At 67.1% G+C, this 24213-nt stretch carries 21 protein-coding genes and 1 pseudogene; 13 read left to right on the forward strand and 9 right to left on the reverse strand.

Features of this window, described 5'->3' with window-relative positions:
- The first annotated feature begins 157 nt into the window (after nt 1–157).
- Nucleotides 158–1711 carry a YdgA family protein gene (locus ACM14_RS15690; protein WP_065346650.1) on the forward strand — a complete coding sequence of 518 codons (1554 nt, stop codon included), beginning with the start codon at nt 158–160 and terminating at the stop codon, nt 1709–1711.
- 40 nt (nt 1712–1751) lie between these two features.
- On the opposite strand, the gene ACM14_RS15695 is transcribed toward ACM14_RS15690, so the two are convergent.
- A complete protein-coding gene (locus ACM14_RS15695) occupies nt 1752–2540 on the reverse strand; it encodes an IclR family transcriptional regulator (protein WP_065346651.1) in 789 nt (262 codons plus the stop codon).
- Between the two features lie 127 nt (nt 2541–2667).
- Between ACM14_RS15695 and ACM14_RS15700 the strand changes: the two genes are divergently transcribed.
- The 9 genes from ACM14_RS15700 to ACM14_RS15740 all read left to right on the forward strand — a co-directional run bounded on the left by ACM14_RS15700 (nt 2668) and on the right by ACM14_RS15740 (nt 11259).
- Entirely contained in the window at nt 2668–3669 is a 1002-nt protein-coding gene (locus ACM14_RS15700) for a tripartite tricarboxylate transporter substrate binding protein (protein ID WP_065346652.1), read from the forward strand.
- An 83-nt stretch (nt 3670–3752) separates the two neighbouring features.
- On the forward strand, nt 3753–4688 hold the full coding sequence (locus ACM14_RS15705) for an amidohydrolase (protein ID WP_065346653.1): 936 nt from the start codon (nt 3753–3755) through the stop codon (nt 4686–4688).
- Nucleotides 4685–5683, forward strand: a complete 999-nt coding sequence (locus tag ACM14_RS15710) for a tripartite tricarboxylate transporter substrate binding protein (protein ID WP_065346654.1) — start codon at nt 4685–4687, stop codon at nt 5681–5683. Before ACM14_RS15705 ends, ACM14_RS15710 begins: the two co-directional genes overlap by 4 nt.
- 48 nt (nt 5684–5731) lie before the next feature.
- On the forward strand, nt 5732–6418 hold the full coding sequence (locus ACM14_RS15715) for a diguanylate cyclase (RefSeq protein WP_047216950.1): 687 nt from the start codon (nt 5732–5734) through the stop codon (nt 6416–6418).
- A complete protein-coding gene (locus tag ACM14_RS15720) occupies nt 6415–7347 on the forward strand; it encodes an NAD(P)-dependent oxidoreductase (protein WP_065346655.1) in 933 nt (310 codons plus the stop codon). Before ACM14_RS15715 ends, ACM14_RS15720 begins: the two co-directional genes overlap by 4 nt.
- A 70-nt stretch (nt 7348–7417) precedes the next feature.
- Nucleotides 7418–8422, forward strand: a complete 1005-nt coding sequence (locus ACM14_RS15725; RefSeq protein ID WP_065346656.1) for a tripartite tricarboxylate transporter substrate binding protein — start codon at nt 7418–7420, stop codon at nt 8420–8422.
- Between the two features lie 39 nt (nt 8423–8461).
- Entirely contained in the window at nt 8462–9418 is a 957-nt protein-coding gene (locus tag ACM14_RS15730) for a tripartite tricarboxylate transporter substrate binding protein (protein ID WP_065346657.1), read from the forward strand.
- Between the two features lie 4 nt (nt 9419–9422).
- Nucleotides 9423–10313, forward strand: a complete 891-nt coding sequence (locus ACM14_RS15735) for an amidohydrolase (RefSeq protein ID WP_065346658.1) — start codon at nt 9423–9425, stop codon at nt 10311–10313.
- A 22-nt stretch (nt 10314–10335) separates the two neighbouring features.
- Nucleotides 10336–11259, forward strand: a complete 924-nt coding sequence (locus tag ACM14_RS15740) for an SMP-30/gluconolactonase/LRE family protein (protein ID WP_065346659.1) — start codon at nt 10336–10338, stop codon at nt 11257–11259.
- Between the two features lie 21 nt (nt 11260–11280).
- Here ACM14_RS15740 and ACM14_RS15745 read toward each other — a convergent pair whose 3' ends face one another.
- Entirely contained in the window at nt 11281–11820 is a 540-nt protein-coding gene (locus tag ACM14_RS15745; RefSeq protein ID WP_016446262.1) for a PadR family transcriptional regulator, read from the reverse strand.
- Between the two features lie 160 nt (nt 11821–11980).
- Here ACM14_RS15745 and ACM14_RS15750 point away from each other — a divergent pair, with 160 nt between their 5' ends.
- Complete coding sequence (locus ACM14_RS15750) at nt 11981–14002, forward strand: NADPH-dependent 2,4-dienoyl-CoA reductase (RefSeq protein WP_065346660.1); 2022 nt, start codon at nt 11981–11983, stop codon at nt 14000–14002.
- Nucleotides 14003–14049: 47 nt separating this feature from the next.
- The gene (locus tag ACM14_RS15755) at nt 14050–14490 is read left to right on the forward strand and encodes a nuclear transport factor 2 family protein (protein WP_063325552.1); all 441 of its coding nucleotides are present in this window, start codon (nt 14050–14052) and stop codon (nt 14488–14490) included.
- A 295-nt stretch (nt 14491–14785) separates the two neighbouring features.
- Here ACM14_RS15755 and ACM14_RS15760 read toward each other — a convergent pair whose 3' ends face one another.
- Nucleotides 14786–16003: a helix-turn-helix domain-containing protein gene (locus ACM14_RS15760; RefSeq protein ID WP_254662065.1), complete on the reverse strand. Its 1218-nt coding sequence runs from the start codon at nt 16001–16003 to the stop codon at nt 14786–14788.
- A gap of 90 nt (nt 16004–16093) precedes the next feature.
- Between ACM14_RS15760 and ACM14_RS31630 the strand changes: the two genes are divergently transcribed.
- Nucleotides 16094–16429, forward strand: coding sequence for a hypothetical protein (locus ACM14_RS31630; protein ID WP_139093443.1), 336 nt, complete (start codon nt 16094–16096; stop codon nt 16427–16429).
- Nucleotides 16430–16509: 80 nt separating this feature from the next.
- Here the strand turns inward: ACM14_RS31630 and ACM14_RS15765 are convergent, their stop codons facing one another.
- The 6 genes and pseudogenes from ACM14_RS15765 to ACM14_RS15790 all read right to left on the reverse strand — a co-directional run bounded on the left by ACM14_RS15765 (nt 16510) and on the right by ACM14_RS15790 (nt 23888).
- Nucleotides 16510–16839: a helix-turn-helix domain-containing protein gene (locus ACM14_RS15765; RefSeq protein ID WP_065346680.1), complete on the reverse strand. Its 330-nt coding sequence runs from the start codon at nt 16837–16839 to the stop codon at nt 16510–16512.
- Between the two features lie 60 nt (nt 16840–16899).
- Entirely contained in the window at nt 16900–17667 is a 768-nt protein-coding gene (locus tag ACM14_RS15770) for a DUF2285 domain-containing protein (RefSeq protein WP_065346661.1), read from the reverse strand.
- A 695-nt stretch (nt 17668–18362) separates the two neighbouring features.
- Nucleotides 18363–18670 (reverse strand): annotated as a pseudogene (locus tag ACM14_RS15775) (DUF736 domain-containing protein).
- Between the two features lie 786 nt (nt 18671–19456).
- On the reverse strand, nt 19457–20731 hold the full coding sequence (locus ACM14_RS15780) for a hypothetical protein (protein ID WP_065346662.1): 1275 nt from the start codon (nt 20729–20731) through the stop codon (nt 19457–19459).
- A 190-nt stretch (nt 20732–20921) separates the two neighbouring features.
- A complete protein-coding gene (locus tag ACM14_RS15785) occupies nt 20922–22997 on the reverse strand; it encodes a ParB/RepB/Spo0J family partition protein (RefSeq protein WP_065346663.1) in 2076 nt (691 codons plus the stop codon).
- A 66-nt stretch (nt 22998–23063) separates the two neighbouring features.
- A complete protein-coding gene (locus ACM14_RS15790; protein ID WP_065346664.1) occupies nt 23064–23888 on the reverse strand; it encodes a DUF932 domain-containing protein in 825 nt (274 codons plus the stop codon).
- Nucleotides 23889–24213 lie beyond the last annotated feature (325 nt).

Raw genomic sequence — 24213 nt, forward strand, 5'->3', positions numbered from 1 at the left:
AGGGCTGCGCAAAGGCGTGCGCCCACATGGGCCTGCCACGGGTGGCTCAGATGCGCCATTGCATGGGCCATTGCCGTTCCGTGGTGAAACGCCGAACTGATACAGTCGCGCGGCCCGCCCGAGGGGGAGGGGTCTTATTCATCACGGGATATTCACAATGAGCAACAAGAAAACCGCAGTGGCCGCTGCCGTGGCATTGGCCGTCGTGGCCTATGGAGGAACCACCTGGTATACCGGCCAGCGGGCCGAGGCTGGCTACAAGGAGGCCGTGGCCGAATTGCGCAAGGTGCTGGGCGAGAAAGTCGTCGTGACCGACGAGTACCACAAGGGATTCCTCTCCTCCCAGGCCAAGCTGGTGCTGCAGTGGCCTGCGGCGGAAGCTCAGGCCGCCGATGCGGCTGAAGCGGCTGACGCGGCAAAAGCAGCCGACACAGCTGAAGCGCCCGCCGCAGCAGAGCCGGTCGCTGCGTCCAAGCCCGTGCGCCTGGTGGTGGACACCACGGTGCGCCACGGCCCGCTGGCCGGTGGCCGACTGGCGGCAGCGGTTTCCGAGACACGCTTTGCGCTCGACGGCCTGGACGAAAAGAGCACGCAGGTGCTGGCCAAGGCCGCAGCCCCCACGCTGACCAGCGTGCACCACTTCACGGGCGGCCAGGATGTGCGCCTGCTGCTGCCCGCCGGCGAGCTGGGCGACCAGGAAGTCACCATGCGCTGGCAGGAAATGGTGCTGGACACGGCCCTGGGCGGTGGCAGCGTCAAGGGCACCTGGCGCTGGCCCGAGGTGGCCCTGCTGGGCCTGCCCAGCCGCGACAAGTCCATGGGCGTGGAAGAGGAAGAGGGCGACGAGGAGGAATCCGACAACGACGAGGCCCTCCCCACCCAGCCGGCCGCAGTGCCGGTGGAGCGCACCAGCATCATGCTCACGGGCCTGGAGAGCAGCTTCGAGAACAAGGTCATCGACGGCCTGTGGGGCCTGGGCCCCGGCAAGGCCAGCGTGCGCATCGCCCGCTTCGGCATGAGCAGCACGCCGGCCGAAGGCGGCGAGGCCAAGACGCTGCTGGACCTCAAGAACGTGGACGGCAGCTCGGTCATCGAGTCGGACAAGACCACGCTGGGCATGACCACCCAGGTCAAGGGCACGGGCCGCATCGGCCCCATCGATTTCGAGTCCGTGGGCTACGAGGAAAAGATCCAGCGCCTGGACATCGAGGCGCTGCGCGGCTTCCAGCGCGTCATGGTCGAGGGCTACCGCAAGGAGGGCCTGGCCAAGGCGCTGGAATCGCTGGAAGAGCAGGGCATGGGCGTGCTGATGCAGAACGCCCCGCGCCTGGTGGCGGCCCTGCCGGCCTACTCCATGAAGCTGCAGGCCACCTACCAGGGCCAGACCGGCCACCTGGAGTACGGCGCCGAAGTGCAAAGCGCGCCCACGCAGGAGCAGGTCGCCCAGGCCGGCTGGATGCTGGCGCTGCTCAAGACCTCGGCACTGCAGGCCAATGCCAGCTTGCCCAAGGCCTGGCTGGAGCCGCTGATCAAGGCATCGGGCAAGCCCGATGTCTCGGCAGAGGATGTGGAAGGCATGCTGGGCATGGCCCAGGCCACGGGCTATGCCCGCCTGGAAGGCGACAAGCTGGTCAGCGCGCTCAAGATGCAGGCCGGCCAGGTCACGCTCAACGGCAAGCCCATCGCCCTGCCCATGGGCGCGCTGCAGTAAGCGGCCATCCACCTTCCGGGCGTCGCCCCGGAAGGGGTTCTCAGGGGTGCCACTGGCTGGCGCGCACCACAGGGGCCTGTGTGCTGGCGCTGCCCGCCAGCGCATAGGACAGCTGGTTGGCCGCCGCCACCACGGTCTGCGCCATGGCTTCCAGCCGGGACTCGGGCAGGCGCGATGCCGGCCCCGAGATGCACACCGACCCCATCAGCCGCCAGTGCATGCCGAACACCGGCGCCGACACCGTGGCCACGCCCTGTTCGCGCTCGCCGATGGACCAGTGGTAGCCGCGCTGGCGGATCTGCTCGTACACCGGCCCCGGCTCGCCTGAAAACGCCAGGATCACGCGCCCCGGCGAGCCCTGGTCCAGCGGCAGCCCCTCGCCCATGCGCGCATGGTGGCGCAGGGCCTGCGGCCCTTCCACGCGCACGAGGCAGGTGCGCACATTGCCTTCGCGCACATAGAAGGCCGCGCTCTCGCCGCTGGCCTGCGTGAGCGCGCGCAGCGCGGGCTCCAGCACGTTCTGCACATCAAAGCCCGCCTGGTAGCGCGCACCCAGCCAGCCTGCCGCCGGGCCCAGGCGCCAGTCCCCATCGTCCCTTTGCACCATGAAGCCCGACTGCGCCAGCGTGCGCGCCAGCCGCAGCACCGTGGTCTTGTGCAGCGCGCAGCGCCGGCTCAGTTCCGCCAGGGACAGGTGCGACTCCCCGAGGGCGAAGGCGCCAAGCAGCTGCAAGGCACGCGTGACGGCGATGACGCCGCCGTCCTTGGCCGGGCTGGCCTTGTCATCGGATGGCTGCGCCGGGGAAGGGGTGCTGGGGGGCTTGTTCATGGTGCAAGGCGTGCAATTGGTTGCGCTGTATGAAACGGCATTGTATGGGTTGAAACGTTTTCATAAAGTTCGTCCCACGCACCGCAGCCATGCGGGCGTTGGACACAACAAACGGAGACAAACCGCCATGCCGATTCCCTCGCTTTCGCGTTGCCTCAACGCACGCCTTCTTGCCGCCCTGGTCGGCGTTGCCGCCATCGTGCCCGTGGGTGCTGTACAGGCCCAGGACACCTATCCCCGCAAGCCCATCCGCCTGGTGGTGCCGTTTCCGCCCGGTGGGGGCACGGACATGATCGCGCGCACCGTGGCCCAGCGGCTGGCGGACCACAACAAGTGGACCGTGGTGGTGGACAACCGGCCCGGCGCCGGCGGCAACCTGGGCGTGGATGCCGTGGCCAAGGCCGCGCCGGACGGCCATACCCTGGTCATGGGCCAGACCAGCAACCTGGCCATCAACCCCTCGCTGTACGCCAAGCTGCCCTATGACCCGCTGAAGGACCTGGTGCCCGTGGCGCTGGTGTCTTCCGCGCCCATCGTGATGGCCGCGCCGGCCAACTCGCCCTACAAGACCTTTGACGACCTGGTCAAGGCCGCCAGGGCCAAGCCCGACGGCCTCACGCTGGGCTACTCGGGCAACGGCACGGTGGCGCACCTGGCCGGCGAACTGGCCGAGAACGCGGCCGGCATCAAGCTGCGCCATGTGCCCTACAAGGGCGCGGCCCAGGCCATGACCGACCTGGTGGGCGGGCAGATCGATTTCTACATGTCCGCCGTGCCCACGCTGCTGGGCCAGGTGCGCAACGGCAAGCTGCGCGCGGTGATGGTCACCTCGCTCAAGCGGTCCGACCAGCTGCCGCAGACGCCCACGCTGGCCGAGTCGGGCTACAAGGACTTCGAGGCCGTCACCTGGTTCGGCGTGCTGGCCCCGGCCGGGACGCCCCAGGCCATCGTGCAGCAGCTGAACAAGGCCATCAACGACGCGCTGCTGGTGCCCGAGGTGGCCGAGAAGCTGCGCTCCGAAGGCGGCGAGGTGCTGGGCGGCTCGTCCGAGAAGTTCGCCGCGCTGCTGCGCGCCGAGGTGCCGCGCTGGGCACGCATCGTCAAGGACTCGGGCGCCAGCCTGGACTGAGACCGGGGGCAGGGGCGCCAGCCCTTTCGCTTCCTTCTCGCTCCCACCTCCCTTCCTTTTTCTTCCTCCATCGAGATCTCGCCATGGACTGCGACAGCCTTGCCGTGCCCGTCCGTTTCTCGCAGGGCAGCGCCCGGCCCCGTGCCGTGCTGCCCCCGGATGCCTGCGACTGCCATGTGCATGTCTATGACGGCCGCTACCCGGCAACCCCGGGCGCGCGGCTGCTGCCGCCCGACGCCTCGGCCGGCGACTACCGCGCGCTGCAGCGGCGCCTGGGCACCTCGCGCTGCGTGCTGGTCACGCCGTCCACCTACGGCAGCGACAACCGCTGCATGTTGGACGGGCTGGCCGCCCTCGGCCCGCAGGCGCGGGGCGTGGCCGTGATCGATGGCAGCGAAAGCGATGACCAGCTGCAGCGCCTGCACGGCCTGGGCGTGCGCGGCGTGCGGCTGAACCTGTCGCTGGGCGTGACGGGCACGGCCGAGCTGCTGGTGCCGCTGGCCCGCCGCATCGCGCCGCTGGGCTGGCACCTGCAGCTGCTGATGGCGCCGGACCTGCTGGCGTCGCTGGCCGGCGTGCTGCGGCAATTGCCGGTGCCGCTGGTGTTCGACCACTTCGGCCGCATCGCCCCGGTGCAGGCGGGGCGCCATGCGGGCCATGCGTTGCTGCTGGAGTTGCTGGAGGGCGGCAGGGCCTGGGTCAAGTTGTCCGGCGGCTACATCGTCAGCGCGCTGCAGTCGGTCGAAGACCCGGCGCTGGATGCCCTGGCCGCCAGCTATCTGCGCTGCGCGCCCGAGCGCGTGCTCTGGGGCAGCGACTGGCCGCATGTCAGCGCCTTGGCAGGCATGCAGCCCCTGCCCGATGACGCCCGCCAGATCGACCGCCTCGTCGACTGGACCTCCCAGGCCGGCGGCGCCGCCACGCTGCAGCGCGTGCTGGTGGACAACCCCCGGGCGCTGTACGGCTTCGAGACCGCAGCGCCGCCATTGCATTGCACACAAGCAGGAGACAAGCCATGAACACCTTCCACTCCACGCGCCGCGCACTGCTGGCCGCAGGCGGCGCCGCCCTGCTGGGGCCGCTGTGCAGCGCCGCCGCCCACGCGCAGCCCGCATGGCCGGCAGGCAAGCTCATCACCTGGGTCGTGCCTTACCCGCCCGGCGGCAGCACCGACGTGCTGGGCCGCCAGGTGGCGCTGCACCTGGGCAAGGCCCTGGGCAGCACCGTGATCGTGGACAACCGCGCGGGCGCCACGGGCACCATCGGCGCGGCCTACGTGGCCAAGGCGACGCCGGACGGCCACACGCTGCTGGGCACCTCCATCGGCCCGCAGGCGATTGCGCCCCACCTCATGGGCAAGCTGCCCTATGACCCGATTGCGGGCTTCGAGCCGGTCATCACCATCGGCACCATCCCCCATTTGCTGGTGGTGGGCGCGGCCCAGCCCTTCCAGACGGTGGCCGATCTGCTGGCCGCCGCCAAGGCGCAGCCGGGCCAGCTGGCCTTTGCCTCGGGCGGCAGCGGAACCATCTTGCAGATGCAGGGCGAGCTGCTGCAAAGAAAGGGTGGCGTGCGCTTCATCCATGCGCCCTACAAGGGCGACACGCCCGCGCTGCAGGACACGCTGGCGGGCCAGGTGCAGTTCATGTTCGCCCCCGTGGCGGCCGCGCTGCCCCATGTGCAGGGCGGCAAGCTGCGCGCGCTGGCCGTGACCTCGGCGGCGCGCCTGAAGGCCCTGCCTGACGTGCCCACCATGGCCGAGGCCGGCATCGGCGACTTCGTGGTCGAGCAGTGGCAGGCCGTCTTTGCGCCGGCCAGGACGCCGGCCGCCATCGTGCAGCGGCTGAACCAGGAGATCGGCCAGGCGCTCAAGGACCCGGCCGTCGTGGCACTGGCCGAGCGGCTGGGCGTGACCCTGGTCGGCGGCACGCCGCGGCAATTGGGCGAGCTGCAGAAATCCGACTCCGCCAAGTGGGCCCAACTCATCCGCGAGGCCGGCATCAAGGCCGACTGAACCGCTTGCATCTTCCTGTTTCCCTTCACCTCATCTCACTGGACCATCATGAGCCAACTCCCAGAAATCATCCGTGACATAGAGCGCGTGGACGCCCAAGTCGTGCAGCGCGCAGCCGGCTTTCAGGCCGCCATCCTGGCCGACGTGGCGGGCCGCCGCGGCACCATGCATGCGCGCGTGGCGCCCGTGCACCAGGGCATGAAGGTGGCCGGCCCGGCCTTCACCGTCGAGGTGCGCCCCGGCGACAACCTCATGATCCACGCCGCCATTGCGCTGGCCCGGCCCGGCGATGTGCTGGTCATCGACGGCAAGGGCGACCAGACGGCGGCGCTCATGGGCACGCTGATGCTCAGCGCCTGCAAGAAGCTGGGCCTGGCCGGCGTCATCGTGGACGGCGCCATCCGCGACCGGCTGGAGCTGCTGGAGCTGGACTTCCCCGTGTTCAGCGCAGGCTTCAATCCCGCAGGCCCGACCAAGTTCGTGCCGGGCCGCATCAACCACGCCATCTCCGCTGGTGGCACGACGGTTCACCCGGGCGACCTGGTGGTGGGCGATGCCGATGGCGTGGTCGTCATCGAGCGCGCCAAGGCACCCGCCATGCTGGAGCTGGCCGTGAAGAAGGTGGCCGACGAGGCCGCCCGCATCGAGGCCATTGCGCGCGGCGACACGGCATCGAAATGGCTGCCCGCGGCCCTGCGCGCGGCCGGCGTGCTCAAGGAAGGGGAATCGCTGTGAGCACCATCATCGTCACCGGCGCCGATCTGGCGCAACAGGCGCTGGACCTGCTGGCCCGGCACGACATCGTCTATGCGGGCAAGACGCCCACCGAAGAGGACCTGGTCGCGCTGTGCCGCGCCCATGATCCCGTGGCCATCATCGTGCGCTACGGCAAGGTGGGCGCGGCCGTGATGGACGCGGCGCCCTCGCTGCGCGTGATCTCCAAGCACGGCAGCGGCACGGACACCATCGACAAGGCGGCTGCCGCCGAACGCGGCATTGCCGTGGTGGCCGCCGCTGGCGCCAATGCGGCGGCCGTGGCCGAGCAGGCCCTGGCCCTGCTGCTGGCCTGCGCCAAGTCGGTGGTGGCGCTGGATGCCCGCATGCACGCAGGCCACTGGGACAAGGCCACGCACAAGAGCCTGGAGCTGGGCGGGCGCACCGTGGGCCTGGTGGGGCTGGGTGCCATCGGGCTGCGCTTTGCGCGCATGGCCGATGCGCTGGGCATGCGCGTGATCGGCTTCGATCCCTTCGCAAAGAACCTGCCCGCCTACGTGCAGCCCGTGGACCTGGAAACCATCTGGCGCGAGTCCGACGCGATTTCGCTGCACTGCCCGCTGACCGAGGAAAACCGGGGCATGCTCGGCGCCTCCACGCTGGCGGCCTGCAGGCGCGGCGTGATCGTGGTCAACACCGCACGCGGCGGCCTGATCGACGAGGCCGCGCTGCTGGCCGCCGTGCGCTCGGGCCAGGTGGCGGCCGCAGGGCTGGACAGCTTTGCGGTGGAGCCCATGGTGGCCGGCCACCCGTTCCAGGGCGAGAAGAACTTCGTGCTCAGCCCCCATATCGGCGGCGTGACCGGCGATGCCTACGTGAACATGGGCGTGGGCGCGGCCCGCAATGTGCTGGAGGTGCTGGCCCGCGTGCCTGCGGCGGCCGGCGCCTGAGCCAGGGCAGGGGCGCCGTGCGCGCCCTTGGCCCATGCATGTGCATGCATGTGATTTGAGGAGACAAGCGATGTCGAGGAATTTCCAAGAGGTCCGCCGCCTGGCCTTGCGCGGCGGCCTGCTGGCCGCCATGGGGCTGGCCGTGCTGGGCACCCAGCCCGCACTGGCGCAGAAGGACTATCCGGCCAAGCCCGTGCGGCTGGTCGTGGGCTTTGCGGCGGGCGGCCCCACCGACGTGGTGGCGCGCGCCTTTGCCGACCATGCGGGCAAGGCCCTGGGCCAGCCCTTCGTGGTGGACAACAAACCCGGGGCCAACACCATCGTGGCCGCGCAGGCCGTGGCTGGTGCGCCGTCCGATGGCTACACCCTGCTGTTCGGCGCCACCAACCACAGCATGATCCCGGCGCTGTACCAGGGCCGCGTGAAGTTCGACGTGGTGCGCTCGTTCCGGCCGCTGTGCACGGTGGCCAGCAGCCCCACGGTGCTGGTCGTGGGGCCGGGCATGCCGGCGCGCAGCCTGCAGGAGTACATGGACCAGGCGCGCAGCCGGCCCGGCAGCGTCACGGCCGGCACGGCGGGCATGGGCAGTTCGGGCCATTTCGCCACCGAGATGTTTGCGCGGGCCAAGGGCCTGAAGCTCAACCACGTGCCCTACAAGGGCGCGGCGCCCGTGGTGACCGACCTCATGGGCGGCCAGCTCGATAGCTCGTTCGCCACGCTGGGCTCGGTGCTGCCCCAGGTGCGCAGCGGCAAGCTCACGGCGCTGGCCGTGGCCTCGCCCAGACGCGCGTCCCTGCTGCCCCAGGTGCCGACCTTTGCAGAAGCGGGCGGCGGCGACTACTCGGCCGATGTCTGGTATGGCGTGCTCGCGCCGGCCGGCATTCCCGACGGCGTGGCCCAGGCGCTGGAGCGCGTGGCCGTGGAGTTTGCCAAGAGTGCATCGGCCGCGGAAAAGCTGCACGGCCTGGGCATGGATGCCGAGTCGAGCTGCGGCAGCGCCTTCGCGCAGCGCGTGGCCAGCGAAGCGGCCTCCTATGCGCAGATCGCCCGCGAACTGAACCTGAAGGCGGATTGATTCGGCCGCCACCCCCTCGAAAAAATCTGGAGACAAGCCATGAAATTCCTTACCAGAACCCTGATCGCGGCCTGCGCCCTGGCCGCCGCCGTGGCCCAGGCCGCCTTTCCCGAGCGTCCCATCACCCTGGTCGTGCCCTATGCGCCCGGCGGCGGCGCCGACGCGGCCGCGCGCCTGCTGGCCACGCGCATGGGCGCGCGGCTGGGCACCAGCATCATCGTGGACAACCGGCCCGGCGCCAGCGGCACGATTGGCGCCAGCCAGGTGGCCAAGGCGCGCGCCGACGGCTACACGGTGCTCTACGACGCCACGCCGTTTTCCATCAACCCGCATCTGTTTGCCAAGCTGCCCTATGCGCGCAGCGCGCTGCAGCCGCTGTCGCTGGTGCTGCTCATGCCCAATGTGGTCGTGGTCAAGGCCGACTCGCCCGTGCGCAGCGTGGCCGACCTGGCGGCCAGGGCCAAGGCGCAGCCGGGCAAGATCAACTTCGCCTCGGGCGGCAGCGGCACGGTGCAGCGCCTGGCGGCCGAGCTGTTCCGCCAGCGGCTGGAGCTGGACATGGTCCACGTGCCCTACAAGAGCGGCGGGCCGGCCATTGCCGATGTGATGGGCGGGCAGGTGGACTTCATGTTCGGCACCATGGCGGCCACCTATCCGCTGGTCACGGGCGGCAAGCTGCGCGCCCTGGCCGTGGCCGCGCCCCAGCGCTCGGCGCGCCTGCCCGATGTGCCCACCGTGTCCGAGACCGTGATTCCCGGCTACGAGGCCTATGAGTGGAACGGCATCTTCCTGCCCACGGGCACGCCCGAGCCCGTGGCCGCGCGCCTGCACCAGGCGCTGGCCGAGGTGCTGCAGGAAGCCGAGGTGCGCCAGCGACTGAGCGACCTGGGCGCCCAGCCCATGGGAACGACGCCGGCCGAGTTCGCCGCCTTCCTCCAGAAGGAAGACGCCAAGTGGGGCGAGGTAGTGCGCAAGGGCGCCATCGTGCTGGACTGAGCGCATGGCCATGAACGCATCGACCATCGCCGTTGCGCATTCGGCCGGCACGAACCGGCCTTTCCGCACGCTGCCGCCGCTGGCCTGCGACAGCCACATGCACATCTTCGATGCGCGCTTTGCGCCGTCGCCGCACTGGCCGCGCACGCCGCCGCATGCCGACGTGGCCATGTACCGTCAACTGCAGCAGCGCCTGGGCACTTCGCGCGCCGTGGTGGTCACGCCCTCGACCTATGGCACGGACAACGCCTGCACGCTGGATGCGCTGGAGCGCCTGGGCGATGATGCGCGCGGCGTGGCCGTGGTCGCCCACGACGTGGCCGATGCCGAGCTGGACCGGCTGGCCGCGCACCGCGTCTGCGGGGTGCGCGTGAACTTTGTCTCGCCGCAGTCCTGGGGCGAGACCACGGCCCACATGCTGGTCACGCTGGCGCACCGGGTTGCACGGCTGGGCTGGCATGTGCAGATTTTTGTGCAGCCCGAACAGCTGGTGGCGCTGGCGCCCGTGCTGGGCGCGCTGCCCGTGCCCCTGGTCGTGGACCACCTGGGCCGCATCGACCCGGCTGAAGGCATGGAGGGCGCGGCCCATGCCGCGCTGCGCCGGCTGCTCGATGGCGGCAACACCTGGGTCAAGCTCTCCGGCGCCTATATGCGTTCATCGGTGGGCGGCCCTTCCTATGCCGACACGCTGCCGCTGGGCCGCGATCTGGTGCGCGCCGCGCCCGAGCGCCTGGTCTGGGGCAGCGACTGGCCGCACACCACCGAGGCGCCGGGCTCCGTCAACGATGCCGATCTGGTGGACCTGCTGCAGGCCTGGGCCGGCACGGACGAGGCCATGGACCGCATCCTGGTGGACAACCCCGCAAGGCTGTATGGCTTCGACGGCGCGGCCTGACACTCCAAGAAAGACAGACACCATGTTCCTGCTGCAAGCCCCCCAGGTCTGCGAACTCGAATCGTTCACCACCATGCCCGACGCCCTGCGCCGCCCCGAGCGCAGCGACTGGGCCGATGCCAACCGCAGCGGCGCCGTGACCGACTCCTTCCTCGAAGGGCCGGTGTTCGACGCGGCCGGCCATCTGTACGTGGCCGACATTCCCTGGGGCCGCGTGTTCCGCGTCGATCCGCAAGGCGCCTGGACGTTGGTTGCCGAGTACGACGGCGAGCCCAACGGCATGAAGTTCCTTGACGAGCGCACGCTGCTGATCACCGACTACAAGAACGGCCTGATGCGCCTGGATGTGGCTACGGGGCGCATCAGCCCCTATCTGCAGAGGCGCAACAGCGAGCGCTTCAAGGGCGTGAACGACCTGGTCTTCGATGCCGAGGGCAACCTCTACTTCACCGACCAGGGCCAGAGTGGCCTGCACGATCCCAGCGGCCGCCTGTACCGCCTGCGGCCGGACGGCCGGCTGGACCTGCTGCTGGCCAACGTGCCCAGCCCCAACGGCGTGGCGCTGTCGCCCGATGGCCGCGTGCTCTACCTGGCCGTGACGCGCGGCAACTGCGTCTGGCGCGTGCCCCTGCTGCCCGATGGCAGCGTGGCCAAGGTGGGGCAGTTCTTCACCTCCTACGGCCCCAGCGGCCCCGACGGCTTGGCCATGGATGACCAGGGCCGGCTGCTGGTGGCCAACCCGGGCCTGGGCCTGGTGTGGGTGCTCAACCACCGTGCCGAGCCCGTACAGGTGCTGCGTGGCGTGCCGGGAAGCTCGCTCACCAACCTGGCCTTTGGCGGCGCGGACCGCCGCACGCTGTATGTGACGGACTCCACGCACGGGCGCATTCTGCGTGCCCGGCTGGAGGCGCCGGGGCTGGCGCTGCACGGCTTGAACAAGGGCTGAGGCGGCCGTCGCGACCGTTCCTCAGGGCCTGGCCGGCATGTCCAGGATCTCCCGGGCTTCCTGCAGCAGGCCTATCCACAGCTGCTCCTGCTGTATGCCGGCCTTGAGCACCAGGTGCTGCAGCCGCCGCTCGCGCGTGGGCGGCTTGTCCAGGAAATCGCGCTGCTCCAGGCGCTGGTAGACGTCCAGCTGCGCCTGGTGCAGTGCCAGCAGCCGCTGCACTTCGTCCTGCAGTCCGCAGGGGCCCACCACCGCCTCGGCACGCAGGCGGACCATCCATTCCTCGCGCAGCGGCTTGGGGTCTTCCTGCTCGGCCACCCAGCGCTTGAGCTCCTTGCGGCCCGTGGGCAGGATGCGGTACTGGCGCTTGCGGCCCCGGCCGGATTCGGCGGGCAGGGCCTCGATCCATTGCGCCTCTTCCAGCCGGGCGAGTTCGCGGTAGATCTGCTGGTGCGTGGCGTTCCAGAAATAGCCGATGGAGCGGTCGAAGCGCTCGGCAAGTTCCGAGCCCGAGCAGGGGTGCTCGACCAAGGCGGTGAGAAGGGCGTGTGGCAGGGACATCGGCAACAAAGGGACTGGCGCTGGGCGCCATCTTACGGGCCTGCATGGAGGTGCGGCCAAGCGCTGCAGTCATTTTTGCAATTTTTTGCGCAACCAGTTGCATAAATAAAGGAGGCTGACTACATTCATGCAATCAGTTGCATAAAAAAGCGAGACAGGCATGACCCACTACCCCCACCTGAATGCCGAACTGGACCTGGGCTTCACCACGCTCAGAAACCGCGTGCTCATGGGCTCCATGCATGTGGGCCTGGAGGAGGCGCCCAACGGCTTCGAGCGCATGGCCGCCTTCTACGCCGAGCGCGCGCGCGGCGAGGTGGGCTTGATCGTCACGGGCGGCATCGCCCCCAATGAGCGCGGCCGGCCCATGAAGGGCGGCGCCATGATGGTCAATGAGCACGAGGCGGACCAGCACCGCATCGTCACGCAGGCCGTTCATGCCGAGGGCGGCAAGATCGCCATGCAGATCCTGCACTTCGGCCGCTATGCCTACCAGCCCGGGCTGGTGGCGCCCAGCGCGCTGCAGGCGCCCATCAACCCCTTCGTGCCGCATGCGCTGACGGGCGACGAGGTGGAGCAGACCATCGAGGACTTTGTGCGCTGCGCAGCCCTGGCCCGGCATGCGGGCTACGACGGCGTGGAGATCATGGGCTCGGAGGGCTATCTGATCAACGAGTTCATCGCCGCACGCACCAACCACCGCGATGACGAATGGGGCGGCAGCTACGCGGGCCGCATGCGCTTTGCGGTGGAGATCGTGCGGCGCACGCGCCAGCGCGTGGGGCGGGACTTCATCATCATCTACCGCCTGTCCATGCTGGACCTGGTGGAAGGCGGCTCCACGCTGGAGGAAGTGATCGCGCTGGCCCAGGCCATCGAGGCCGCGGGCGCCACGCTGCTGAACACGGGCATAGGCTGGCACGAGGCGCGCATCCCCACCATCGCCACCAAGGTGCCGCGCGCCGCGTATGCCTGGGTCACGCAGCGCGTGATGGGGCAGGTGGGCATCCCGCTGATCACCTCCAACCGCATCAACACGCCCGAAGTGGCCGAGCGCCTGCTGGCCGAGGGCTATGCCGACATGGTCTCCATGGCCCGGCCGCTGCTGGCCGATGGCGACTTCGTGCGCAAGGCGCGCCAGGGCCGGGCCGACGAGATCAACACCTGCATTGCCTGCAACCAGGCCTGCCTGGACCATACCTTTGGCGGCAAGATCACCTCCTGCCTGGTCAACCCGCGCGCCTGCCATGAGACCGAGCTGGTGATTGCGCCCGCGCCCGCCGCCAAGCGCATCGCCGTGGTGGGCGCCGGCCCGGCGGGCCTGAGCTTCGCTGTCACCGCCGCGCAGCGCGGCCATGCGGTGACGCTGTTCGATGCGGCCAGCGAGATTGGCGGGCAGTTCAACATTGCCAAGAAGGTGCCCGGCAAGGAGGAGTTCCACGAGACGCTGCGCTATTTCCGCCGCCAGCTGGAGCTGGGCGGCGTGGCGCTGCGACTGGGCCACCGCGTGGAGGCCGCCCAGCTCATCGAGGGCGGCTATGACGAGATCGTGCTGGCCACGGGCATACGGCCGCGCGTTCCCGCCATCGACGGCGTTGACCATCCCAAGGTGCTCGGCTACCTGGACGTGCTGCAGGGCGACAGGCCCGTGGGCGAGCGCGTGGCCATCATCGGCGCGGGCGGCATAGGTTTCGATGTGGCCGAGTACCTGACCCATGCCGGCGACAGCGGCGCCGTGGCGCCCCGCAAGTTCTATGCGGAGTGGGGCATAGACACGGACTACGCCCAGGCCGGCGGCCTGGCGCAGCCGCAGGCCGAGCCCTCGCCGCGCCGCGTGCACCTGCTGCAGCGCAAGTCCACCAAGGTGGGCGACCAGCTGGGCAAGACCACGGGCTGGATACACCGCACCTCGCTGAAGGCGCGCAGCGTGGCCATGGGCTCGGGCGTGGCCTATGAGCGCATCGACGACGCCGGCCTGCACATCACCGTGGACGGCCAGCCGCAACTGCTGGAGGTGGACAACGTCGTGCTCTGCGCGGGCCAGGAGCCGCAGCGCGAGCTGCATGCGGCCCTGAGCGCGGCGGGCTGCAGCGTGCACCTGATCGGCGGCGCCGACGTGGCGGCCGAACTCGACGCCAAGCGCGCCATCGTGCAAGGCACCACGCTGGCGGCCAGCCTTTGAGGGCGCCGCCCGATTCCGTTTCCCACCTCAACCACCAGGAGACAAGCATGTCCCAGCCCCCGAAGAACGCCCATCCCGCAGTCGCCCGCTCCCTGGAGCTGTGGCATCGCATGGTTGCCGCCAGCGACCTGGGCGAGCTGCACACCATCGTCCATCCCGATGCAGTGTTCCGCTCGCCCATGGCCAACACGCCCTATGCCTCGGCACCCGCGCTGATGCTGGCGCTGTCCACCGTGGTCCAGGTGTTCGAGAACTTCACCTACCACCGCCAGATGGCCAGCGATGACGGCCTGGACGTGGTGCTGGAGTTCAGCGCCAGCGTGGGCGGCAAAAACCTCAAGGGCATCGACTTCATCCGCTTCGACGAGCAGGGGCTGATCCGGGAATTCGAGGTCATGGTGCGCCCCATGAGCGGCCTGCAGGCCCTGGGCACGGAGATGGGAAAGCGGCTGGGTGACAAGCTTCCCGCCTTCAAGGCCGTGGCCTGAGGGTCGGGCGCGCCATGAAAAATGTCCGCTGTCAAGAGATTTCTGCTTCCACTCAATGGACGCAAATCCATATCTGACGCGGGTTTAGAGAGTATTCGCGTTCCGGGGGCGAACGCACTGCATCCGAGCCAGGAGTCGCATGGGAGCCGAGGGATTGTGCGTCTCCGGCGACCTGAGGCGCGAGCCAGCGCATAAGCGCCGCCCACGAGAGCTGGTCAGTGCATCGGCGCTGCGAGCCATGCCTATGGTCGCGGTTCGCAGCAGTCCGAGGCCCAAATTGCGGCAAAAAAGACACTCACCGGTCGAAGCGCGGGAAACTCTCCACACTCGCCTTCAGCTCGGTCACCAGAACCTGAGCGTCATCGACGATGCGCTGAAGAGACGCGCCGCCGTCCATGTAGACCCTCATAGACACCAGTTGGAGCAGGCCAAGACCGATTCGGCGCACATCGAGCAGCGTGCTTTCCGGCAGCAAGGACAACTTGAAGTAGGTCCATTTCGCGATTTGCTGGCCGACACCATAGGTTTCTTGCTGGGCTTTCTCGACGCGCCCGTCGAAGATCTCTTTTCCGGCTCGGTCCCACATCTGGGCCAACTTGCGAGCCAGCTTGGCAACCGCCTCCAAGACTTCGCGCTGAGTCTCTTGGCTGATTTCGACAGGATCGACCAGTTCCCGCATCAACTCCGCAGCAACGAAGCCTGCAGAGTTGCATACATCGTCGAAGCTGTCTCCTCCGCCGAGGTAGTGCCGGAAATGCGCGACCTCATCCAGTTTCTCGGCCATGGCTTCCAACCGCTCATTGACGTCGCCCTCAATGGCCCAGTCGGTGACGGACAGATCACGCAGCCTGGACGCATGGGTTTCAGCATCCGCCGACCACTCATCAACCCAGGGTTTCAGGCTTCGCATCTCGGCATCCGTGTCGCTCCAGCGCCGCACATTGGCAAGCACGTCGGCTAGCGCGGACAGTTCCGGGTGATTCTTGGCACCCTCCGCTGCGGCCGCGGGGACCAAGGCAGCACGAATCTCTGCAGCCGTCGCCGGTCGGGAAACCGGGCCGTGCCGGATGTACGCACGCCCATCCACGTAGTAAAGAGACTCCGAACCCTTCTCGACGGTTATGACGAGAACGCCGCCCCCATTGGCCGATGCCCAACTGATGCTGGGACGAACAGGAGGATCGATGATCTGACATACACCCACGAGCCTCCTTTCAAATTCATCCCGAATCGCTGGATCATGTGCGTTGGCGACTCCGGGAATCGAGCCATCATCCGCCACCCCAAGAAGAATCTGGCCACCGCCGGTGGAAGCGAAAGCTGCGATCTCCTTGGCAAGATCCCGCACCTGCTTCGGCAACTCCCGCTTGAATTCGACGGTCTCACTCTCGCCGCCCTGAGCAAGCAGAGGCAGCGCTTCGGATAGCTGGGCATCAGCCCACGGTTCAATGGTCATGCCGACATCATGCACAAACCTGACGGATATTGTCAGAAGCTGGGAGTCGTCTTGCATCTGCCCGCACTCCACTAATACTTGAACCTGCCTACGGCGCTCTGGCCAAGAGCTACCATTCGTTCTTTCACTTTTGTTCAAATCGCATTCATGACCAATCAACTCGTGGACGTCGTCAAAGAACTGGCCGAAAAGCAAGTCGGGTTCTACGCAACGCATGACGATCCGCATGGTCAAGCGACCGTTCCACTTTCATCCCAGGAAGTAATCAGGTATGTGGCCGATCCTGTTGGATACCTTGCCGAACACTATCGGGTGAGCCGAGAGGATTACCTCGCGTGGCACCGTTCAGGCTACAAAGTCGTCTGCGCGGGATTCACCAAATCCGGCAAACCATGCAAAGCCATCGTCACGGGTCTGTCCATGGTAGGCAGCCCCGAAGTATGGGTAAAAGGTAGGGGCAGCCGCTGCGCTATACACGGGTGAGCGGCCGCTCCAATCAAACCTGATCCAGATCAGGCCGGCTCGACCGCAGGACACGACGGAGACCCTCGGCGCCCGTTCGATCAGCGGGGGCGCGCATCATGGGGATGGCGCTCGGCATATTCGAGATCGGAGGTGGCGCCGAAGCTGCGCGCATCTGCCCAGGCTTCGAGGTCTGCCACGGCGTACATCACGCGCCGGCCAAACTTCCGAAAGCGCGGCCCGCCGCCGATGACGCGCTGCTTTTCCAGCGTGCGCGGCGACAGGCGCAGGAATTCGGCGGCCTCGTCGTTGGTGAGGTAGCGCGCCCGCGCTGCGGGTGTGGTAGGTGAAGTGGCTGCAGAAGACGCCGCGCGGGCGGCTTGCGGCGTGGCCGCAGGGGCGCTGTACGGGCGCATCGGGGTGTTGCTCATGGCATGGGCCTCCATCGGTGCCGGTCGCCGATGGCACAAGCGCCACCGGTTCAGGCAGTCTCAGGAATGGCCGCTGTTTCGGGCAGGGCCGTTCGATGCGCGCCGCGAACGGCCCTGTTCAGCAGGAGCGTTTTGCAGTAAGGCCAAGTAGCCACCGTCCATCAGGGCCGTGCCACGGCGCACCAGTCGCCGCACCTTCGAGCGCAGGCCGGTGTCGGGATGCCAGGTCTCGGGCTGGCCGTGGGTTGGGAACATCACGCGGGCCAACTCCTGCAGGCTCGCGCCTGCCAGGTGGCCGTCCAGGGCCTGCAGTGTGTACATCTCCATGAGGGTGGCGGCGCTGGGGCGTTCAAGGGCGCGACCAGCGGCGTAGGGCTCGCGCAGGTTCTCAGGCGTGCGACCTGTATGGGTCCACGGCATGCCGTGCTGCAGCGCGGGCGCGATGGCTACGCGGAGTTCACGGCCCGGCGCGGTGACGGCCAGCCGCAGGCGCTCGCCGTCGAGCCGAAGGCGGCGATGGCCGGGAAACGTCCAGAGATCAAAGGCGTGCGCCCCATCGCGTGGATCGGCGTCGGGATGCAGTTGGGTAGCGACCAACTGCTGCCAGTCCGGCATGGCCTCGCGTCCATCACGCGTAGGGTTTTCAAAGAGGCGCAGGCCCCAGCGTGGCGCCAGGTGGTGAGCCGAGACCTGCAGGTGCTGCTGCCAGTCTGCACGATAGCGAGGGCTGCGCCGCAGGTACTCCCACGCCAGCGCAGGCCCGTCCAGATGCAGCGCGTACAGGTACGCGGCAGCGGGATGCCAATGCGCGGGAGGCGAACTCGCCATGACCCTGCCTCCTGTCGAGGCGCAGGACGAAATGCTACGGGCTGCGTGGAGGGCGTTCGCACATCCCGATCAAGGTCAACGAATCCAGCGAAAAGATGTCATCAAATGCAACGTGTTTGGGTGTGGGCTGTAATCCGAAAGCACGCACCATCGCGCCTTGCCTGCGTAGGCCGATGTCTCCTTGTCCACCTCGTGGCTACTGCTCAAGGTGACGTATGTCATGCCGCAGATCTGCGCTGTATGCGGGTCAATAGCCGATGGCGTGGCATCAGTCCCGATTGAGCGCGTTCGCCCCAGCGTTCATGGCGTGGTGTTCCGTCACAGGCTTTGACGGTTGCGGGCGGTGACACGATGAAGGTCACAGTAAGCCAGCCCCTCCAATATCTACACAGCCTCTGATATTGGCAAGCGAAGCGCGTCAGCGATCGGCGCCCGAACGGGTCGAGACTTCAGGCTCGATGCGCCAGCACAAGAGCGCGGCGGCTGCAGGCCGCGACGCCCACCATCCCACAGAAGATCAGAACCTCGTTTCCGCTTGCGTGGAATCCATCAGAAGAACATTTCCGCGTGCGTGCATCTACGACCATCCGTAGAAGAACAAAGGAACAGAACCGGATTTACGTAGAAGAACAAAAGCACGCTGACAGCGCGGCAGATAAAGGCCCCGCCGCGAGGCGGGGCCTGTGGGACACCAATCAGGTGGCCTTGCTGCGCGACCAGATCAGGTCGTGCGTGCCGTCCTCGCTTTCAATCAGGCGGGCATAGACCGGGCCGGGAATGAAGGGTCATCGATGCTCACGGACAGGTATTCACGGCCGGCCTCGCTCGTTTTGCGCCACGCAGCCCCGATATCGTGACCGGCGGCCTGAACGCGGAAGTCCGGGGCCTTCTCGCTGTCCCCTTTGTCGTTGGGAGCCAGCTTGACCTTGACGTTGAGCGTCAGGGTGCGAAGCGTGCCGGTGAAGCCGTCTTTGCCTGCGGTGAAGGTGCCGATGTTGGCCATGATGAAACTCCTTTTCGGTTGAACAAGGTTCGCGCCCATCGCGTCCTTGTTGTGATCCGGCCGGCGGGGGACGGGCGGGCTGCACCGCTTGCGGTCGCAACGCGGTGAAGAACCGGGAGGCGACAACAATTTGGCCTCGCGAGGAACGTGCGCAGCACAGGGGAAATTGCTTTCGCCGTACGGTTGCAGCCATGACGCCCGAGGCGCAGCCGCGCCACCGCCAGGATTCACAACAACACAAGGACGCCTTGGGCCGAACCACTCTGAAAGGAGCCATGGTCTACTCGGTATCCCCGCACGAAGGCTGCTCCGGCTCGCCCACTGAAGCGGGCCAGGTCAACCACCCGACGACAGGCGAGAAAGCCCCTGCCGCACCTTGCGGCCCCGGTCTTGAGGCTTGGCGTGGAAGTTCCATGGCAATGCCGGACGGGGATGACGTGAACTAGCGTGAACCGTCCTCCGTGACGTGATGGGTACGAACCGCCAGCGTTGAGGACGGAACCCATTTGCGCAACCTGCCGCAGCAAGCTCAGGCGTATCCACCGCAACCCTGCACATTGCGGTGGAGCTCTGACCTGGCCGATCCGGCGCATGCCGGTTCGGCGGTATCGAGGGGCGCCAAGCCACGCGCGGCGGGGAGAGTCCTTGGGACTGTCCCCTGGAGGCAAGCACAGCGCGCAGCGCCGCAGGCGCGAAGGCGTGAGCGGATTGAAGCCGAATGGCAGCGACGGCAACGCCGGCACGGGGCGCAGCCCGAAAGCCCGGCGGCGCAAAGCGCCGACACGCTCAAGTCTGGAGAGTAGAAAACATGCCTTGAAAGTCAGAATGCCATTGGGGACTCAGAGGACATGGGAAGTGATATGCCACACCGCCGGAGTCAACAATGCCAGCCGTTACGGACCGCATGGTGCCCCGGCTGAGAAAGCCCAATCCAACAAGATGACTGCGCGCAGGGGAGGACAGAAAATCGCTGACGCGCAGGGCCAACGCTGTTGGTTGCTCACTGGGATTGTTGTCCTGATCCGCGACGGACAAGAGCTGCTCCGCCTCCAATCCATCGAGGCCAGCCAGCAAAACTCCCGCGCGCTGGCCTGTGAGTTGGCGGCGTGCCGCATCGCCAAGCACTTCGAACGTCGACTGAAGAAACGCATCATCCCTTTGTGATTGAACAGCAACCACAATCGCACCGCCTGACTTCTGACCTATTGCCATCGTGTGGCGGTTTCGGGTTCCCGTTGCCTCTTCCAGTACGGATCGACCGACTGTCTCCAACATGTCATCCGGCAACTCAGACAATCGCGCAGCATCGAATTCGACCACACGAACATGCGCCCCGCTGGGCAATGCCACGGTCTGTCCCGCCCTCACTTGGCGGGCCACATCGGCAGCAAGAGCGATTCGATCACGCTCCATCGCAGGCAAACGATCCGGGACTGTCACGACAACCCCAATTCCTGCGCGGAGCGTCTTGATCATGGGTGCCAACTGACGGGATACATGATGGAAAAATGTCAGCGCTTCGCGCTTGTTGACCGCGTAACCCTTGGTGCCTGAAATCGACTTGCACTCGATCTCAAGACCGCTTTTCCCCATGCCCGGCAATAAGAGGTCGAATGTTCCTCCGCCCTCCATCTCCGGCCAGACAATTGTTTGATCGCGTCGTGCGAAGTGAGTTGCAATTGAGAGTTCGAGGCGCATGCCTCGCATATCGTCCGGATTCTTCAAAGCTCCATGCAGTCGCCGAATCAATCTCTGGCGCATGATGGCACTGAGGCCATTTGCCATCGTTACGACTTGAAATGCCAGCGCAGCGGCGGAATAAAACTGCCGTCCAACTTCAGGCCAGTTGCTGGCACGCCCATAGCGCTCCTGAAGATTGCGCAGTCCTTCTAACTGCAGAGCAATGTCGTTCTCCTCGGTGAGGTGCTGCGACAAGAAGGGAAAGCCCCTAATCTCCTCTTTAATCTTCCTGACGCGCTTGCGCCAATGATCTTCACCCACCAGATCGGCAAACTCGCCGTAGATATGTGGAATTTGTGCGGTAAATATTTCCGTTCGCATCTAAACCCTTTTTGTAGTTATCGGACTGAACGCTAGTCTGGATCATTTTGAGTTGGCTTTCGCCGGGTGCGGCCACCGCCGCACCCGGATTTTTGACCACCGGCCCCAAAGGTGGAACAGCTTTGGGGCCGGTGCTGATCGCGCAGCAAAACGCCCCGGACAAACCGAGGCGCCTGCTTGCGGGTAATGGTCACGCCGCCAATGGCTTGGCAGGCGGCCTTTCATCTGCTTCTGAGGTGGCTTCGTCTGGTGCTGGTGCATTCGCATCTGGCACTGCATCCTGCACAGTGTGTCGCGAGCCTTCGCCCCTGAACACGGCCGGCATCCAGCCCGTGCCATCGGCCAGCCGCTCGGCTTCGCTGGCAATGTCAGCCTTCTTGAGCTTGCCCAGCCGGTTGACGTGATCCGGCGCGAACTCGCCCACGGCTTGCAAGATTGCGGCTTTCGGAACGTGCTTGAAGTAGCCTTCCGCGCTCGGTTTCCACCATGCGGCCATGTCGAGGCCCACGGCCTGCGCCAGTTCCGCGCCGGGCTGGTGCGGCGTGGCGCGCGGGGTTACGACGTCCACCGCCCCCGCCACGCACACGGCCAGCTGCTGAACCAGCTCGCCTTGCTCCATCGCCAGCAGCGCGGCGAACAGTGCTGCGCTGTTCTCGGGTAGCTTGTCGCCCCATGCCTGCCGCATCTCGCGCAGCGCCAGGGAGGCGGGTGATTCCGGCCAGTCTGGGGCCATGCCTTCCAGCCGGTCTTGCACCGTGAGGCCAACCCCCATGGGCATGTCGTGCCCGTAGTAGCGCCCCTGCATAACGCTCTGCACCATGCCATGCACCAGCGCGGCCAGCGCCGTTTGCGGATGCCGGGCGACCTCGATTTGCAGCGCGGCGGTGCGGTGCGCGCTCAGGCGCTGCGCCAGCCGGTCGGAGACGGCGGGGGCACGGCCTTCTTCCGCCGCTTCACTGTGGTCGTCGTTCGTGCCTTCGCCCTCCGCAAAGCCTTGGCGCAGCTTTTCCAGCGTGCGCAGCGCCTTGGCCTCGGCCTCGCGCAGTAGCCCGCGATGGATCACGGCGTCCCCGTTGCGGTCGATGGTCACAACGGCACCGGCTGCGGCTTTCACACTCGCGCTGTAGCCCTGCAAGCCGTCTTCCAGCGCCTGCAACTGCTCGCCCAGGCGTTCGCCTTCTTCCTGCAAGGCTTCGGCCTTGTCCTCGTCGTCGGCGTCCATCGCCGCATCCACAGCATCGCCTGCTGCCTGCATCTTCTCTTGCATCCGCTCGATACGCTGCGCCTGGCGCTTGTTCGGTGTGCGCCGCTCCCTCGGGGCACGCTGAAAAGCTTGCAGGTCGGCATGGGTCATGGCGGGGGTGGCGTCCACCCAGGCCCAGCCCTCGGTGCGGATGGTGTCGGCCATGCTGGTCAGCTTCTCACGCACCAGCGTTTCCAGCATCACAGTGTCGGACACATACACGCCCGCATCGCCTTCCGCGAACAGGTCGCGGCGGATGCCGCCGCCTGCGGCTTCGTAGGCGTCCAGCCCGACGAAGCGCACCAGTGGATGCGAGGCTGCAATCTCGCGCTCGGTCAGGCGCTCGCGCAGCGCGGACGGGTTGCGCTGCCACTGCGGCGCATCGTAGAACGCGGCCTCCTGCGCGGCATGGTCGTCGGTGATGGCAAGGGCCATCAACTGATCGAGCGTCACGGCATCAGCACGGTAGTCGTCCATCAGGCGCGGCGAGACGTTCGCCAGCTTCAAACGGCGCTGCACCACCAGCGGCGTTACGGAGAAATCCGCCGCAATGTCCTCGATGGGCCGGCCCTCGGCTACCAGGGCGGCGAAGGCCTCGAACTGGTCAGCCGGGTGCATGGCCTCTCGCTGCACGTTCTCGGTGAGGCTGGCAGTCCGTGCCGTGCCATCGGCCACCTGCAGGCAGGGCACGTTCCAATCCTTGGCGATGCGGTGCTTTTTCGCCAGCAGCTTGAGGGCCGCGAGGCGTCGGCCACCGGCCACCACCTCGTAGTGCACGCCATCGGAGGTGGGAATCACGATCAGGTTTTGCAGCAGGCCCACGCGCTGGATGCTTGCGGCCAGTTCGGGGATGGACATGCGCGGGACGGTCTTGCGCACGTTGCGGCCCGTGGGGCGCAGCACCAGCCGCGACAGCGGCACCAGGATCATGTGCTTGCTCGGGTCGGCAGCTTGCAGCACGTTGGCGACGCTGCTGGCTGCGGTGTGGACGGCTTGGGCTTCGGTGGTGGTAACGGCGTTCATGGTGAATCTCCAATCGAGTGAAACAAGGGGATGGAGGGAACCGCCCCTCCGGCGGGGGGGAACGGTTCAAGCCTTCAACTGGCGCATGCCATCGGCCAGCAGCCACAGGGCGCGGTTCAGGCGAATGTCGGAATCGATGCCCTGCACGGGGCGGGTCTGCTGCCTGCGGCCATTGGCAGCACGGCCGGACAATCCGCCCTTGGTCAGGTTCTCCTGCGTGCGGTTGAACACACTCCACAGGTCGGGGCGGCGGTCGTCGAAGCGGCGCGGCATCAGGATTTGCGATTCCGTGATGGGCGCAGGCTTGGTCGGATCGTCGTACTTGAGGGCAAGCGCGGCGCGGGCGAACACTTGCGATTTGCCATCGTCCAAGGTGATGCCGCGCATCAGGTCGCGCGACTCCTTCACGCGGTCAAAGCCGTGCAGCACCTCGAAGGCACCTTCGATGACTTGGCCCGCCACATCGCCTTTGTGGGGCACGCGCACATCGGCCACTGTGTCGCCGCACACCAGCCCATTGCTGCAAACGAATCTGAACTGGCCCGCCAGCATCTGGTAGCTGCTGGTGCCATCGTGCGAGTTCAGCAGGATGATTTCATTGGCTTCTGTTCCGTTGATCTGGCTGGCATGGCGCAGGCGCAGCATGTGTTTGGTGTGCTCGCGCTTGCCTTCATCGCGCACGCGGGTTTGCGTCACCATGAAGGGCTGAAACCCTTCGTTGCGCAACTCGGTCAGCACCGCCGCCGTGGGGATGTAGGCGTACCGTTCGGAGCGGCTTTGGTGCGGGGCGTCCGCGAAGATGGACGGGGCCACCCTGCGAATCTGGTCATCGGACAGAGGGGTGTCGCTGCGCAGCGCGGGGGAGCGGGAAGCGAAACGGTTGGCAAGCATGGCGTTCTCCTGAACAAAAAGGCTGTTGAAGAAAACCGCACACCGGATTCCTAGATTCGGAGCCCAGCCTGGTGGCTGTTTGGTGCGGTCGGCACGAAGAACCCGGTTGGCCTCGTTGCCACCGTCTTTCCTGAGTTCATCGCCCGCGACGAAAGGGAGCCCGTGGACGGGGGCCGTCAAGGAGACAAGCGCAGGGTTAGTGCGGCCCGCAGGCGCAGCCGAGGACACGGCCCTGCGCGCCTTGATGGCACACGGGAGCGGGCTACAGTCGCGGACAAGGTGATGGAGTCAGGGAAGACGGCTGAACAAGGCAACGGCCTTCCCC

The organism is Delftia sp. JD2 (assembly GCF_001682645.1).
GTDB lineage: Bacteria > Pseudomonadota > Gammaproteobacteria > Burkholderiales > Burkholderiaceae_C > Comamonas > Comamonas acidovorans.